The sequence below is a fragment of the Pseudoalteromonas sp. R86517 genome, assembly GCF_042466295.1.
Classification (GTDB): Bacteria; Pseudomonadota; Gammaproteobacteria; order Enterobacterales; family Alteromonadaceae; genus Pseudoalteromonas; species Pseudoalteromonas atlantica.
In genome coordinates, this window is the sequence record NZ_JAXHCB010000001.1 from 3,532,882 (window position 1) to 3,547,618 (window position 14,737).

Annotated in this window: 15 protein-coding genes; 8 read left to right on the forward strand and 7 right to left on the reverse strand. The window is 41.5% G+C overall.

Going from position 1 to position 14,737, the window contains the following annotated elements; genetic code table 11:
* The first annotated feature begins 181 nt into the window (after positions 1–181).
* The gene (locus SJY38_RS15990) at positions 182–814 is read left to right on the forward strand and encodes an OmpA family protein (RefSeq protein WP_004587548.1); all 633 of its coding nucleotides are present in this window, start codon (positions 182–184) and stop codon (positions 812–814) included.
* Here the strand turns inward: SJY38_RS15990 and SJY38_RS15995 are convergent.
* Positions 811–2,589 carry an ABC transporter transmembrane domain-containing protein gene (locus SJY38_RS15995; protein WP_377110181.1) on the reverse strand — a complete coding sequence of 593 codons (1,779 nt, stop codon included), beginning with the start codon at positions 2,587–2,589 and terminating at the stop codon, positions 811–813. The two genes, SJY38_RS15990 and SJY38_RS15995, sit on opposite strands and share 4 nt — an antisense overlap.
* Before the next feature lie 91 nt (positions 2,590–2,680).
* Here SJY38_RS15995 and SJY38_RS16000 point away from each other — a divergent pair, with 91 nt between their 5' ends.
* The 3 genes from SJY38_RS16000 to SJY38_RS16010 all read left to right on the forward strand — a co-directional run bounded on the left by SJY38_RS16000 (position 2,681) and on the right by SJY38_RS16010 (position 4,060).
* A complete protein-coding gene (locus SJY38_RS16000) occupies positions 2,681–3,079 on the forward strand; it encodes a DUF3224 domain-containing protein (RefSeq protein WP_004587550.1) in 399 nt (132 codons plus the stop codon).
* Between the two features lie 180 nt (positions 3,080–3,259).
* Positions 3,260–3,442, forward strand: coding sequence for a hypothetical protein (locus SJY38_RS16005; protein WP_126008475.1), 183 nt, complete (start codon positions 3,260–3,262; stop codon positions 3,440–3,442).
* Positions 3,443–4,060, forward strand: coding sequence for a LysE family translocator (locus SJY38_RS16010; RefSeq protein ID WP_029773148.1), 618 nt, complete (start codon positions 3,443–3,445; stop codon positions 4,058–4,060).
* Between the two features lie 23 nt (positions 4,061–4,083).
* On the opposite strand, the gene SJY38_RS16015 is transcribed toward SJY38_RS16010, so the two are convergent.
* Positions 4,084–4,833, reverse strand: coding sequence for a MipA/OmpV family protein (locus SJY38_RS16015; RefSeq protein ID WP_377110182.1), 750 nt, complete (start codon positions 4,831–4,833; stop codon positions 4,084–4,086).
* Between the two features lie 227 nt (positions 4,834–5,060).
* Here SJY38_RS16015 and SJY38_RS16020 point away from each other — a divergent pair, with 227 nt between their 5' ends.
* A complete protein-coding gene (locus tag SJY38_RS16020; RefSeq protein WP_055255299.1) occupies positions 5,061–5,600 on the forward strand; it encodes a PH domain-containing protein in 540 nt (179 codons plus the stop codon).
* Here the strand turns inward: SJY38_RS16020 and SJY38_RS16025 are convergent.
* From SJY38_RS16025 to SJY38_RS16035, 3 genes are all read right to left on the reverse strand, one after another.
* Positions 5,597–7,375, reverse strand: coding sequence for an alkaline phosphatase D family protein (locus tag SJY38_RS16025; RefSeq protein ID WP_377110183.1), 1,779 nt, complete (start codon positions 7,373–7,375; stop codon positions 5,597–5,599). The genes SJY38_RS16020 and SJY38_RS16025 overlap by 4 nt on opposite strands.
* Positions 7,376–7,441: 66 nt before the next feature.
* Entirely contained in the window at positions 7,442–7,786 is a 345-nt protein-coding gene (locus SJY38_RS16030) for a rhodanese-like domain-containing protein (protein ID WP_004589222.1), read from the reverse strand.
* Positions 7,786–7,974, reverse strand: a complete 189-nt coding sequence (locus SJY38_RS16035; RefSeq protein ID WP_004589221.1) for a DUF2892 domain-containing protein — start codon at positions 7,972–7,974, stop codon at positions 7,786–7,788. Before SJY38_RS16035 ends, SJY38_RS16030 begins: the two co-directional genes overlap by 1 nt.
* Before the next feature lie 99 nt (positions 7,975–8,073).
* Here SJY38_RS16035 and SJY38_RS16040 point away from each other — a divergent pair, with 99 nt between their 5' ends.
* A complete protein-coding gene (locus SJY38_RS16040) occupies positions 8,074–8,382 on the forward strand; it encodes a helix-turn-helix transcriptional regulator (RefSeq protein WP_004589220.1) in 309 nt (102 codons plus the stop codon).
* Between the two features lie 6 nt (positions 8,383–8,388).
* Here SJY38_RS16040 and SJY38_RS16045 read toward each other — a convergent pair whose 3' ends face one another.
* Positions 8,389–9,066, reverse strand: a complete 678-nt coding sequence (locus SJY38_RS16045; RefSeq protein ID WP_029773143.1) for a nitroreductase family protein — start codon at positions 9,064–9,066, stop codon at positions 8,389–8,391.
* Between the two features lie 183 nt (positions 9,067–9,249).
* Here SJY38_RS16045 and SJY38_RS16050 point away from each other — a divergent pair, with 183 nt between their 5' ends.
* Together SJY38_RS16050 and SJY38_RS16055 are read left to right on the forward strand one after the other, a co-directional pair.
* Positions 9,250–10,131 carry an ABC transporter ATP-binding protein gene (locus SJY38_RS16050; protein WP_377110185.1) on the forward strand — a complete coding sequence of 294 codons (882 nt, stop codon included), beginning with the start codon at positions 9,250–9,252 and terminating at the stop codon, positions 10,129–10,131.
* A 9-nt stretch (positions 10,132–10,140) separates the two neighbouring features.
* On the forward strand, positions 10,141–13,719 hold the full coding sequence (locus SJY38_RS16055; RefSeq protein WP_377110186.1) for an ABC transporter permease/M1 family aminopeptidase: 3,579 nt from the start codon (positions 10,141–10,143) through the stop codon (positions 13,717–13,719).
* 299 nt (positions 13,720–14,018) lie between these two features.
* Here the strand turns inward: SJY38_RS16055 and SJY38_RS16060 are convergent, their stop codons facing one another.
* Positions 14,019–14,705 carry a TorF family putative porin gene (locus SJY38_RS16060; RefSeq protein ID WP_377110187.1) on the reverse strand — a complete coding sequence of 229 codons (687 nt, stop codon included), beginning with the start codon at positions 14,703–14,705 and terminating at the stop codon, positions 14,019–14,021.
* Positions 14,706–14,737: the final 32 nt, after the last annotated feature.

Here is a 14,737-nt window from a genome sequence, read left to right on the forward strand (position 1 = left end):
GTCACAAAGGAGTATGACACTTTTATTAAATGCATACATTAATTCGTAATCTACAAATAATACCAATCCACTTAATTAAGAGGATTGGTATAAAGCGAACTGCTTTTAACATGCTCTTCATAGTTTGTTCATACATGTATTTGCATACTCGCTTTATAATTCTTAATGAATAGGACATCACATGACTTTAACTAAATCACTTTTAAGCGTAACCGTAGTAGCTGTATTGCTAAGTGGTTGCGAAATGAACAACACAGGCAAGGGCGCCGCAATTGGCGCAGCCGCAGGTGGCGTATTAGGTAAAGCAACGGGTAATCATAAAGACAAGCGTATTTTTATTGGTGCTGCTATTGGCGCACTAGCGGGTGCTGCTGTAGGTGATTACATGGATAAGCAAGAAGAAGCGTTTCGTGATGAACTAGCAGGCTCAGGGGTTGAAGTTGTACGTGAGGGCGATAACTTACGTTTGGTTATGCCATCAAATATTACCTTTGCGACAGACCAATCTTATATTTCATCAGGTTTTAACGATACCCTAAACGCCATTGCTAAAGTAATGAACAAATACGAAAAAACCTACCTAAGCGTGGAAGGTCACACAGATAGCACAGGTAAAGACAGCTACAATATGAACCTGTCGCGTGAGCGCGCGCAAAGCGTTAAAAATTACTTAGTAAACCAGCAAATTATGGCTGCACGTATTAGCACTACAGGCTACGGCGAAACCCGCCCAATAGCCACTAACGATAGCGCTAACGGCCGAGCTCAAAACCGCCGTGTAGAAATTCAAATAGTGCCAAACACAGAAGGTTAGTTTTTGTTGAACTGCAATTCACAAAGACGCTGATACAAAGGGGAGCTTGCTAGCAATTGCTGGTGGCTCCCTGTTGCTTTTATTTCCCCATTTTCCATTACTACAATCACATCGGCATGTTTAACCGTTGCCAGCCTATGGGCAATAATTAACGTTGTTCTATTTTGCATTAAATGCTCAAGCGCGGCTTGTACGTGGTGCTCACTTTGCGCATCGAGTGCACTGGTGGCTTCATCTAAAAGCAGTATTTCTGGGTCTTTTAAAATAGCGCGTGCCAATACAATACGCTGCTTTTGACCGCCCGATAGCCTTACGCCTTGCTCACCTAAAAAGCTGTTATAACCTTGTGGTAATTGCTTAATAAATTCATCGGCATGAGCATGTTTTGCGGCCGCATATACTTGCTCGTCAGTGGCGTTTGGGTTGCCGTAGCGAATGTTATGCATTACATCTGAGCTAAATAAAATAGGGTTTTGTGCCACCATGCCCATTTTGTTCCTCAGGGTGGTAAGCGATATGTCTTTAATATTTACATCATGAAATTTAAGCGCGCCGTGAGCAGGGTCGTAAAAGCGCTGTAGTAATTCAAATAACGTCGTTTTACCTGCGCCAGAGGGGCCTACAATAGCCACTGTTTTACCTTGCTCTATTGTTAAACTTATTTTGTTAAGTGCGCTTACATCGGGGCGAGATGGGTAGTTAAAGCTAATATTTTCAAGTGCAATGGCGGGGCTGTTAGTCTTTATTAATAGCTTTTCGTCTTGTGGAGTGACGGGGTTTTCTATTTCACTTTTAACGGCCAGTAATTCAAGTAGGCGCGCTGCCGCCCCAGCTGCTCGTTGTAGCTCGCCGTAAACCTCGGCTACGGTAGCCACCGACATGGCCACCATAATGGCGTAAAACACAAATGCACCTAGCTCACCGCCAGTCATAGTACCTGCCAGTACGTCACTACCGCCTACCCAGAGCATTACGCTAATCGCACTAAAGGTTAAAAATATTACCGCAGCAATTAAAAAAGAGCGCTGTTTAATACGGCTTTTGGCAACGTTAAAGGCTTTTTCGGTTTCTTGTGCAAAGGCATGTTGCTCACGCTGTTCGTGGCTATAGCTTTGTACTACTTTAATGTTTTGAATGATCTCGCCGGCATAGGTGCTTATATCGGCTATTGCATCTTGGCTAGAACTTGCAAGTTTGCGAACCTTTTTGCCAAATACCATCATCGGCACTAATACTAGCGGCACACACGCAACCACTACGAGCGTAAGCTTTAAGTTAGTCACTAATAGCATTACCAAGCCACCCACTAACATTAATGCACTGCGCAGCGCCATAGAAAAGGAAGAGCCAATAATCGATTGCAGCAAGGTGGTGTCGGTTGTTAAACGCGACATAAGCTCGCCACTGCGGTTTTCTTCAAAGTAACTTGGGTGCAAGGTAACAATGCGATTAAACACCGCTTTGCGAATATCGTTACTGACTCGTTCGCCAATCCACGACATTAAATAAAAGCGGCTAAAGGTGCCCACGGCCAATAAACTAATCAAACCAATAAGCACTAATACAGCTTGTTGTAGCTGCGCTTGGGAGCCAGCAATAAAGCCATGATCTATGACAAACTTAACCCCTTGCCCTAATGATAAGTTAACACCAGCGGTGACTAAAAGGGCGCCAAGTGCCGCCACTACCATCCATTTATACGGTTTAATAAACGCAAAAATAGGTAATAAACTACTAAAAGCGGCTTTTTCGGGCTTAGGGCTTGTTTTTGACATAGTGGATTCTTTTTAAAGGTTAAGGTATAGATATGGCACTAAGATAATAAAAATCAATACTTTTAAACATTAGCATCAATAAGGAAACGTTATGACTACTGCAACCGTAAGTGGAGAATTTAATGTAAATCTGGCCCCAATAGAAGGCTACGCAAGCGGCCAAAACGGCGTTAATTTAGGGCGTATGTCGATAGATAAAACATTTAAAGGTAGCTTAAATGCCACCAGCCAAGGCGAAATGCTAAGCGCCATGACTCCTACACAAGGCAGTGCCGGTTATGTTGCCATAGAGCAAGTAATAGGCGAGCTTGAAGGTAAAAAAGGCAGCTTTGTATTACAGCATTTTGGTACTATGGATAAAGGCCAAGACAGTCTGATTTTAAATGTAATTCCCGACTCAGGCACTCATGAGCTAGAAGGGTTAACGGGCAGTATGAAAATACGTATTGAGCAAGGGATTCACTACTACGATTTTGAATACACCTTATAATACCAATCCGCAATATTACTTAATCATTTTGCGGGCCTAAACGTGTCGCTACCTGCGTTAAAAAGTTCTAATTTAGAACAACTAAATAGCGAATTTTTTGCCTAGCTATCAACACGTTTTTCCGTCCTCAAAAAAGATCACTTAAATAAGCGAATTGGTATAAGATACACAAGGATTAAAATGCAAAAAGTAATCGAATTTAGAAAGACCCGTTTTTTGGGTGGCGTAGATATAGCCGCATTGAATGACCGCATACAGGAATTAAATCAAGATGGCTGGAAAGTAATAAACGCAGTGCCATTGACAGGTTTTTATGGCCAAGTGCACGGTTATACATTACTTATTGAAACTGACGAGCTTTAAATGACATTTACAGTATGGTTAAGCCTAGCGGCTATTTGTATGATGGGGGCAATGTCGCCAGGGCCAAGTTTAGCGGTGGTTTTAAAGCACTCACTTAACGGCAGTATGAAAAACGGCATGCTTGCCGCGCTCAGCCATGGTACAGGTGTGGGGTTATACGCAGGTGCATCGTTATTAGGGCTAGGCGCTTTAATGATGCAGTTTCCGACTGTTTATCAAATACTGGTGTATTTAGGCGCAGCCTATTTGGCGTATTTAGGTATAAAAATATTGCTAGCAAAACCCAGCAATAACGAACTTGAAGTACAAAAAAGTGAAGTAAGTGCTGGCCAAGCTTTACAAGATGGCTTTGCTATTGCCTTTTTGAACCCCAAGCTCGCTATTTTCTTTTTAGCCTTGTTCTCGCAGTTTATTGACCCTCAGCTACTTACTTTAAGCGTGGGTATAATTATGTGTTTAACCGTGTTTGTAATTGATACCGGCTGGTATTTGCTGGTGGCGTTGCTGACAGAGGTTTCAAAAAATCGCTTTGGCTTTACCAAGCAAAGTCCGTGGCTTGATAAAATACTGGGAGTCGTATTTATTGCCCTTGCGATACGAGTAATTATTAGCGTGTGATAATTTGTCACACGCTAATAATATTAAAAACGATAGTTAACCGACATCATAACAGTCGTGGTGTTATCGGTATCAATAATGGGTGAGTCTTCAATATCAGAATCGAGCTGCTTATAGTTAACCATGGCATTTACGTTCCAGTTTTTATTAATGTAATATATTAAAAATAAACCCGCATTGTAGTTAACCGTAGAACCAAGTTCGTAAGGCGCATAGGTGGTAGATTCGCCCTGTGCTACACCATAATAATAGTTAGATACATCACTGCTATTTAGCTCAACGCCTACAGAAGGAACGAGCATTAGTTGTTTAGATAACTTAATAGGGTAACTGTAATTGGTTTTAAATTTAGCGCCATCGCTGTGGCCTATTACATCATGGGTAGCACTGGCGCTTATTTTACCAAAGCTTGCAGTGTAACTAACCTGCGTGCCTGCGTAGAGTGATAGCTTTCTATCGTCTAAGGCTTTTATGGCTGCAAGGTCTGAATCTGAGGTATCAAAGTTATCGCCTGGCTCTAAAACTAATGACCAGTTAAAACCTTGCTGCTCCACTAATTTATAATCAAGCGACAAACCTTTAAAACTAAGCCTTTCGCCTTCGTAAGTAATGATAGGTAAAAATAGCGTTTCACTGTCGGTACCTGCATAAGGTGAGCTGGTAGAAATGACACCGCCCCCTAATGAAAACTGCGACTCAGCTTGAGCAGTAATACTGCCAAGTGCAAGTGTGCCAACTAATAACCGGAGTGAGTTTTGTATATAAGTGTTCATGGGAGCCTTGGTGTTAAGTAAAAAGTGAAAATTGTTTGCGATAAGTAAAGCATGCCGCAACGCTATTAGGCTTTAGTGTAGCTATATTTTTGATTGGCGTTTGTAAGAGAGTGTATGAAAGTTTATCTGAATGTAAGTGGCTAAATTGCATTGAAGACGTTGATCACATAAGTTGAATAAAGGCATACGTTTGATTAGATTAATAAAATGGGAATGAGGATAAACCAATGAGCAACTCTATTTTAAAAAGTGCCAGCTTTGATCCCAAAGTGAAGCAATACTGGATGACCATGGCATGCTTTTTTAGTGCCGTTGCATTAGTGACCATTCCACTTATACCTGTGGTGTTATTTGTTGTATGGCTGGTGGCAGGTAAAATTTTGGCCGCTATGTCGGCGCAATTACTCACGCAAAAGCTGGTTGTTAAACGCGGCATTTTATTTAAAGAAGAAAAATCTATACCGCTTGAAAAAATAACCGATGTGGGGCTCAACCAAGGGCCGCTTATGCGCTTTTTTGGGTTATACCGGTTAAGCTTTGAAACCGCAGGGCAGTCGGGTCATGGCGCATTAGTGTCATTACTTGGTGTTGAAAATGCCAGTGAGTTTAGAGAAGCCATACTTGAGCAAAAAGATAACTTAGCTGCGCAAGCCCCTAAAACACAGGAGCTTGCTGAAGATCACCTCAACCAAGCATTACTTGCTCGCTTAGTTGAGGTAGTAGAGCGCATAGATACGCGTTTGGCAGCTTTAGAAGCGAAGCGTTAAGCGTTTTGTAATTGAGCCTGACCTGCCAGCATACTTAGCTCTTTGGTACGGCTTTCAACAACCTGATATTCGCGCGCTTTAATTGTGCTTATATAATTCCACTTAGCACTGGCTTTTGCAGGTGTAAATGTAACGGTTAAATAGCCGCGCTCCACTAAATTATTATAAGCAAGGTCATCAACTAATAAGGCAATTACTTGCTCTATTTGCGCTACGGTTTGCGCATCTTGTGTGTTTAGCGCTAAATATTCTTCAAGCCCTGGTGATGAAACCGATGCCGTTGCAAATTCCACCCCAGCATTTTGTGAGGCTGCAATAGGGTTACTGGCATCAGTTTTAAGCTGTCCCGCCCAGCCGTTATGAGTATCTCCGGCTAAAACTACTAAGTTTTTTTGTGCTGCAACAGCGGTACCTAATAATACTTCTCGCTCGTAGGCATAGCCATCCCACGCATCAAGGTTATACGGTATGGTGGTTTGAACACGGGCAAGCTCTGCCTCGGTTACACTTGGGTCGCCCGCTAATACACGGCCTTTAATTTGCGCCAGCTCTGCAAATAATACATTGGCCTGTGCGAGCAATTCACTTGGATCGCCTCCGTTTGCCTGAGCACTTTGTAAGCTAGCAAGTAGTAACATGACCTCTACTGGTAAGTGCATTTTTGTCATTAGCACTTGTTGCCCTAACACTTGCCACTGTGTGCTTGAGGTAGTGATTGCATCGCTAAGCCATGTAAGTTGTTCGCTGCCTAATAATGCACGGTCTGTTGCGCCTATTGCTGCAGCAAATGCGTTTTGCCCTGCAGGGGAGGTAAGATCAAAATCACTATAGTTAAGCTGCTCATCACGGGCTAATACACGGGTATCTAGCATGTATAAAGAGACTAAATTACCAAACTCAAAGCGTCGGTAAATACGTTCTTTGTCGGCTACATTACGAATTGGCATCCACTCAAAGTAGGCTTGTAGTGCATTGAGTTTACGTTGGCTAAATTCGCCTTCACCTTCGTTATGATTTTCTGCGCCTTCGCGCCATGTGTCGTTGGTGATTTCGTGGTCGTCCCACACTGTTATAAATGCACAGTGGCTATGGGCTGCTTGTAAGTCGGCATCGAGGCGATAATTTGCATAGCGTTTTCTATAATCGGTCAGTGCGATAATTTCGCTGCTGTTATCTAATGGTAGCAGTCGGTCTAACTGTGCGGCGTCTTCGGTTGCATAACCCGTATTGCTGTATTCGTATATGTAATCACCTAAGTGCAGTACCGCATCTAAATCGCTTTGCTTAGCAATTTCGCCATATACATGAAAATACCCCGCAGGATAATTTGCGCACGATACAACGGCTAATTTCACCTGATCAACCGCACCGACAGGAAGCGTTTTTCCTTGTCCGATAGGGGAGGTTTTTCCGTGTGCATTAAAGCGATAGTAATAAACGGTGTTGGCATCAAGCCCTTGTAAATCAACTTTAAGAGTAAAGTCGGTGGTATCACTGATATGTGTTTCACCATCGTGAACAATATTTGTAAAGCTTTGGTCGGTGGCGGCTTGCCATTGTACTTTTAACGATTTAGTTGTTACATCGAGTGGGGTTACACGGGTCCAAATAATTAAGCTATCGCTTAGCGGGTCGCCGCTGGCAACGCCGTGGTCAAAGCTAACGGGTGTGTCGTCATCATCGTCAAAACGACAACCTGTTAAACCAAGTGATAATACGGCAGCGCCAAATCCTGCTGCCGATGCTTTTAAAAAACTTCTCCGTGTAAATGCCATTGCTTTGTACCTGTAAAGTGTAAAAAGCAAAGTGTAGGCAATTTAGGTTACTTTTTTGTGAAGCAATTAAAAAACTTCACTTACTTGCGTTGCATTACACGTAATAACGGTAACGTTTTCGTAGCCTACGCGGGTTAGCGCTTCTGCACCTAAGGTGGCGCGGGCACCACTGGCACAATGTAAGTAAATAGGGCGTGCAGCGTCTTTTTCTATTTCCATTAGCTTCATTTCGAGTAATCCGCGTGGAATATTTATTGCCCCTACCGCAGCTACATTGGCATGCTCAGCGGGTTCGCGTACATCAATAAGTAAACCTTTATTTTGTTCTAACTCTTGCTTAGCTTGCGCTGCATCAATACGGCGTTGGTTAGGTGTGATAATTTTTAGTAAATCAGGAATTGAAGTAAGCATTAGTCTGTAAATCCTCTTTTGCGCAAAAAAGTCATTAATGGGCACCATTTAGTGTAGGCGGATTGCACTAAGTTAATACCAATAAATAACGTTAAAAATTGAAAGTTACTATCAACAAAGTAGCTTAAAAGCACAGAAATTGTAACGGCACTTCCGCCAATTAAGAGTATGGCGTCACTTATTTTCATGAATTGACCTTAATATTAGTTTTTTCTAATATTAATTATATTAGAACTTACTAATGTAAAAGTCTATAATTAAAACACGCAAAATAATTAAGTATCACAATGAATATTGAACAACTTGCAGAAAACGCTCAGCAGGCAGAGCAATTTTTAAAATTAATGGCAAATAAAAACCGTTTAATGATTTTATGTAGTTTATTGCAAGGTGAACAAAGTGTAGGTGAGTTAAATCAAAATGTTCCGTTGGCGCAGTCTGCTTTGTCTCAGCATTTGGCGAGTTTACGTAACGCCCAGCTAGTGGCAACTCGCCGTGAGGGACATACAATTTATTATTCGTTAATCGACCCAAAAGTTGAGTCGATTATTACGTTACTATACGAATGGTTTTGTAAGCAAAGTACCGCTGAGTAATTTGCTTTAAATAAAAGTGGCAATCTCATCAAGTGACTTTTTATCAAGTGCATGGGCAGGTACAGTTGCATCGTCACTTGGGTAGCCCGCAATAAGTAACATGTAAGGACGTTCGTTGTCTTTGTCGCGCTTACAAATGTCGGTTAAAAAACTCATTGGTTTAGGTGTATGGGTAAGCGTAGCTAAGCCACAGCGGTGCAGGGCTTGTATTAAAAACCCAGTAGCTAGCCCTACTGATTCGTGCACATAATAATTGGTGTTTTTATCATCCGTATTCACACCGCCTTTTTTTTGACTAAACACTGCAATAAGCCAAGGCGCATGCTCTAAATAGGGTTTATTGGCGTCGGTACCTAATGGTTTTAGCGCATCAAGCCACTCTTCACCTGCTCTGCCTTCATAAAAAGAGCGCTCTAGTTTTTCGGCGGCCTCTCTTATTTGTTTTTTTACATCGCTACTGTTTATAGCTACAAAATGCCACGGTTGATGATTCGCTCCACTTGGCGCGGTACCTGCTGCTTTTATACAGGCTTCAATTATATTTTTAGGCACAGGTCGGTCGCTAAAGCTGCGAATACTATGGCGGCGCTGGCTGGTTTGTAAAAATTCGGTTGCGCGTTTTAGCATTTCATCGTGAGGGTATTCTATAAAGTCGTTTAGTGGTTGGCTTTGATGTTTTTGCATGGCTTTACGCTTCTTATAAAGTGTGTGTGGTTTTTATACCGACTGAATAAATGCGAGGCAAGTATTATTACCTATCGTGTTTATTTATTGTTACAAAATTAACCGCTGCGTAACTTATGTTCCTTTTTTTAATGTGATATAAAAAGCGCAATAAAAAAACTATTAAAATTCAAGGAAGTAAAAATGCTATCAATAACAGGGTTATCTAAAACCTACGATAATGGCGTACATGCACTACAAGGTGTTGATTTATCTATAGGAAAAGGAATGTTTGGGCTGCTAGGGCCAAATGGGGCCGGTAAATCATCACTAATGCGTACTATTTCTACGTTGCAATCTGCCGATTCGGGTTCAATTACTTTTGATGGTATTGATGTTTTTAAAGACCCACAGGCTCTGCGCCAACGTTTAGGTTACCTACCGCAAGATTTTGGTGTATACCCACGTGTTAGTGCTTACGACTTGCTAGACCATATGGCTGTTTTAAAGGGCATTCATAATAAAGGCGAGCGTAAAGAGTCGGTAGAAGGCTTGCTTGCACATACTAATTTATATCAACATCGCTCAAAAGCGGTAAGTGGCTTTTCGGGCGGTATGCGCCAGCGTTTTGGTATTGCACAAGCCTTACTAGGTGACCCTGATTTACTAATTGTTGATGAACCAACAGCAGGGTTAGATCCTGAAGAGCGAAATCGTTTTCACAACTTGCTAGTAAGCTTAGGCGAGCAAAAAGTCGTTATATTATCGACCCACATTGTTGAAGATGTAGCAGAGCTTTGCCCAAACATGGCCGTACTGGCAGGCGGAAAAATATTATTAGAGGGTAACCCCATTGCCCTTACCGATAAACTCCAAGGCCAAATTTGGCGCAAAGCCATGAACCAAGAAGAAGCACTAGAGCTTGAGCCGCAACTGCCTGTTATTTCAAAACGCTTATTTGCTGGGCAAACCATATTACATGTATTAGCCAATGAAGCCCCCGAAGGTTTTGAGCTCAGCAGTGCAAACCTAGAAGATGTGTATTTTTCTACGTTGCTTAATCATCGTAACAGCCAAGTAGCATAAGGGGGCGCTATGTTTTTTAATATGCTCGCGTTTGAGCTGCGCTATTTTGTGCGCCAGCCTTCGTTTTATGTGACCTCGTTAATATTCTTTTTTATGGCGTTTTTTATAAGCTCCAGTAGTAAGTTTCCGCTAGGTGGGGCTAATGTTCATATGAACTCGCCTTATACCATTATGGTTTTAACGGTTACCTTTTGTACGCTTGCTATGTTTTTAGTGGTTAACTTTGTTGCAAGCTCAGCGGTTCGCAACAGCGAGACCAAAATGGATGAGCTGGTGTTTAGTAAGCCCGTTAACCCGCTTGCTTATCAATCAGGGCGTTTTTTTGGTTCTTACTTGGTTGTGCTCGTTGTTTTTTTAACTGTGCCACTAGGCGTATTTTTGGGATCTCAGTTTGGCTTGTTGGTTGGCTGGCTCGATAGTGAACTAGTAGGCCCTAATAAGTTTATATATTACGCTGCGCCTTTTTTATATTTGGCGGTGCCAAGCTTATTGGTGCTCAGTGCTATTTTTAATAGTGTGGCGGCTTATTTTAAAACCATAATGGCGGTATATGTAACGGCCGTGGTGATCTATATAAGTTACCAATTGGCGAGTATCTATTTTGACGATTTAGCGTTTAGAAATATTGTTGTTTACGCAGACCCATTTGGCACTGGGTCGTTAATTGACTTAACCCGTTACTGGACTGTAAGTGATAAAAATACTGAAGTGTTAACGCTTTCGGGCGATTTTTTAATTAACCGTATTTTATGGGTAGCACTAAGTTTAGCGATGTTTTTTGGCCTCGGAAAGTTAGGTAACCGCGTAGTCACTAAAAAACAGAAAAAGCAATTTGCTGTTTCTACGTTTGTAAAAAACAAACAAGCAGCACTTATTAGCAGCGCTAAAAATTACAAGTCAAAAGGGGTCAATACGCAATCGCAATTAGTAATGCGTAGCTTATTTGAGCTTAAGCAGGTTATATTAAGTGCTCCTTTTATGATTTTAGCGGGTGTCAGTATTATTACGTTACTCGCACCACTTTTTGCGCCTATAGGCGCATATGGCACAACAGATTGGCCGCTCACACAAAACATGGTGGGCATTATTCAAAACGCCTCCGCTATATTTATGTTTATTATTATTGCTTATTACAGCGCAGAGCTGGTTTGGCGAGAACGCCACAGTGGTATGGGCGATATTGTTGACAGCTACCCGGTGCATAACAGTGTGTTTTGGGTATCTAAAATTATTGCGCTAATCACTGCGGTTTGTGGCCTTTATTTAGTAGGTATGATGTTTACCATTGCAGTGCAACTATTTAAGGGGCAATATAACCTAGAGCTTGGCCAGTACTTATTTAGGTTGGGTTATCTTACATTATTGCCTTTAATTATGATGGCTATTTTGGCGTTCTTTTTACAAATAATTAGCCCTAATAAATACATAGGTATGGGTTTATTTATTCTGTATTACATTGCTCAAATGGTAATGGGTGCTTACGGGTTTGAGCATCATATGTATCATTTTTCACAAAGCAGCAGCGTACCGTATTCAGACATAAACGGTTACGGGCATTTTTTACAAGGCGCGCATTGGTATACCCTATATTGGGGTGCATTGAGTGTGTTTTTAGCTATTGTAGGCTTTGCTTTATGGCACCGTGGTCCATCGCAAACATTGCGTACGCGTTTATCTTTAGTGCGTTACAACATGTCTTTAAAAGGCCAGATTGCAGCCGTAATAAGTTTATTGGTATTTGTGGGCGCGGGTTGTAACATTTATTACAACACCCGTGTAATCAATGAGTTTGTAACAAGTGATGATAACGAAGCGCTACAAGTAAGGTATGAGCAAGAGTTCTCACAATACAAAGACTTGCCACTGCCTATAATAACTGATGTTGATTTACACATTGATATTTATCCTAAAAAACGTGCTTTAAATGCCGTGGCTAAAATTAAGTTTACCAATACTGCAAACGAGCCAATAACCCGTGTGTTAATTAACGAGCCTAGCCAATCTAAAAGCTGGGATGTAAAAATGGCGGGCGGAAAAATAGTTGAGCGTTTAACCGATTTTGGCATGGTATGGTTTGAGTTTGAACAACCGCTAATGCCTAATGAAGTACGCGAAGGTGAGCTTTCAGTTTCTCGTGAACACGACGGTTTTGTTGATAGAGGATCTGATACTCAACTCGTGCATAACGGTACATTTGTAAATAATAGAGAATTATTACCAAATTTTGGTTATCAAAAGTATTTTCAAATTACCGATAAGTATGAGCGCCGTAAGCACGATTTACCCGAGCTTGAACGTGCACATAAACTAGAAGACAGCCGCTATTATACGCAAAATGAGTTTGGGCCTGCTAATGGCTTTATAAACTACAAGGCAACAGTAACCACCGATGAGTCACAATTTGCTATTACACCTGGTTACTTAAAAAGTGAGAGTGTAAAAGACGGACGACGTACTTTTGTTTATGAAATGGATGCCCCTATTATAAACTTTTATTCTGTTCTTTCGGCGGAGCTTGAAAGCAAAAAGGTTGAACATAACGGTGTAAATATTGAGGTGTACTACCACAAAGATCATGCATGGAATGTTGACCGTATGATTGAGTCGGTACAAGACTCAATAGATTACTACACGCAAGCCTTTGGGCCATATCAGCATAAGCAGTTACGTATTATCGAATTTCCTAAGTATCGCTCGTTTGCGCAAAGTTTTGCCAATACGGTACCTTACTCAGAAAGTATTGGCTTTATTACAGACTTAAGAGATGAGAGTAAAGTTGACCTACCTTACTATGTAACCGCACATGAAGTTGCACACCAATGGTGGGGGCATCAAGTATCTGGGGCTAATGTAGAAGGCAGTGCCGTTATTTCTGAATCGCTCTCCCAGTACAGTGCGCTTATGGTGCTAAAAAAACGCTTTGGCGCCGAGAAGCTTCGTAAATTCTTAAAGTACGAGTTAGATAGATACTTAATGGGCCGCACAGGCGAAGCCTTTGAAGAAATGCCGCTGTATAAAACGCAGTCGCAACAATATCTTCATTACAATAAAGGCTCAGTTACGATGATGGCTTTGTATGACCGATTAGGTGAAGAGCGCTTAAATGCCGCACTTAAAGCATTTTTGAATGAGTTTAAATACCAGGCAACGCCATACCCAACCACACTTGATTTACTTAGTTATTTAAAGCGAGATACAACACAAGCTGAACAACGTTTTATTGATGATCAGTTTAAATACATAACGCTTTATGAGCTTGAAATGAAAGCAGTGTCGGTTACAGATGATGTTGATAGCGAAGGTTTTTACACAGTAACACTGAGCGTTGAAGCAACTAAGCAGCATGCCGATGGACAAGGTGAAGAAACCGAGCAGCCACTCGATGAGCTAATTGATATTGCATTATTTAGCGATGATCCTGAAAACCTTCTCGCTGAAGACTTTGTGATTTACTCGCAAAAGCATCAAATAGTCTCTGGTACTAATGCTATTGAGCTAAAAGTAAAAGAAAAACCAGTGTACGCAGGGGTTGACCCGTACATTAAGCTTGTAGATAAAGACAGTAAAAACAACCTAGCTAAGTTTTAACGATTAACGATTAACGATTAACGATTAACGATTAGTAATTAACTGAAAGGCCGCCTTTAATGCGGCCTTTTTTGTTTTAGCGAATTGCTAATACCAATGCGCAATAAAGCTTAATAAAGCGAATTAGCATATTGGTAAAAAGAGGTAATAGCAGCGAGGAGCTCGGCGATTAACCGAAGTGGGTTATATAGTAAGGTGCTTTAGTCGCTAAAATTAAAAGGCGCTGTGAGTATTTAGGTGCCCTAAACGAGAAAAGGGCCAAAAGGCCCTTAGTGTTGCAGCAAGTAACACATTTTGTTTTAAAGCGTAAAGTCTACAGCGTAGCCTACGTAAACTTTAACATCTGATTCATCCATGTCGGTGTCAGATACGCCAAAAGTAAAACCATCTTTTGATACAGAGATACCGTAATCAATAATATTATCATCACCTATAAAGTCGCCAGAGTAGTGACCTAAGTGCAGCGCAACCTCAGTACCATTGCTGCCAACAGCAAAGCTGTAATCGGCATTTAGGTATAATGAATCGCCAAAGTCGGTGCCATCGCCATCTGCCGCTGAAGTGGCAAGGATTGCAGCGCCAAAGGTGAAACCTTCTGCGCTGATGCTACCGTAAATTTCAGAAAAATCAGCATCTGCCTCAGAAGCTGCATCTGGGTAAACGTAATAAATGTAACCTACATCGTAGCTAAATGTGTCGTTAATATCGCCACCAAAACCCGCGTAAACATCAAGCTCGTAAGTCATTTCATCGGCCCATGAAGCATTTGATGCCCAAGTACCTACATAAAAGCCTGACTCGTCAGCGTAATCAATACCGCCAGAAATAGCAGCATCGCCCCCAGTTTGCTCTTGACCACGCCATAAGTAGTTAGACGTAGCCGCTGCGTTTGCTGTTACTTCTGCATGTACGGCTGTCGATGTTAAAGATGTAGCACCTAATAAAGCTATTGCGCTAATTGCGATGGTTTTTTTTAGTTTTAGCATGTCCATTTCCCGTTATATGATTTTTATCGCCT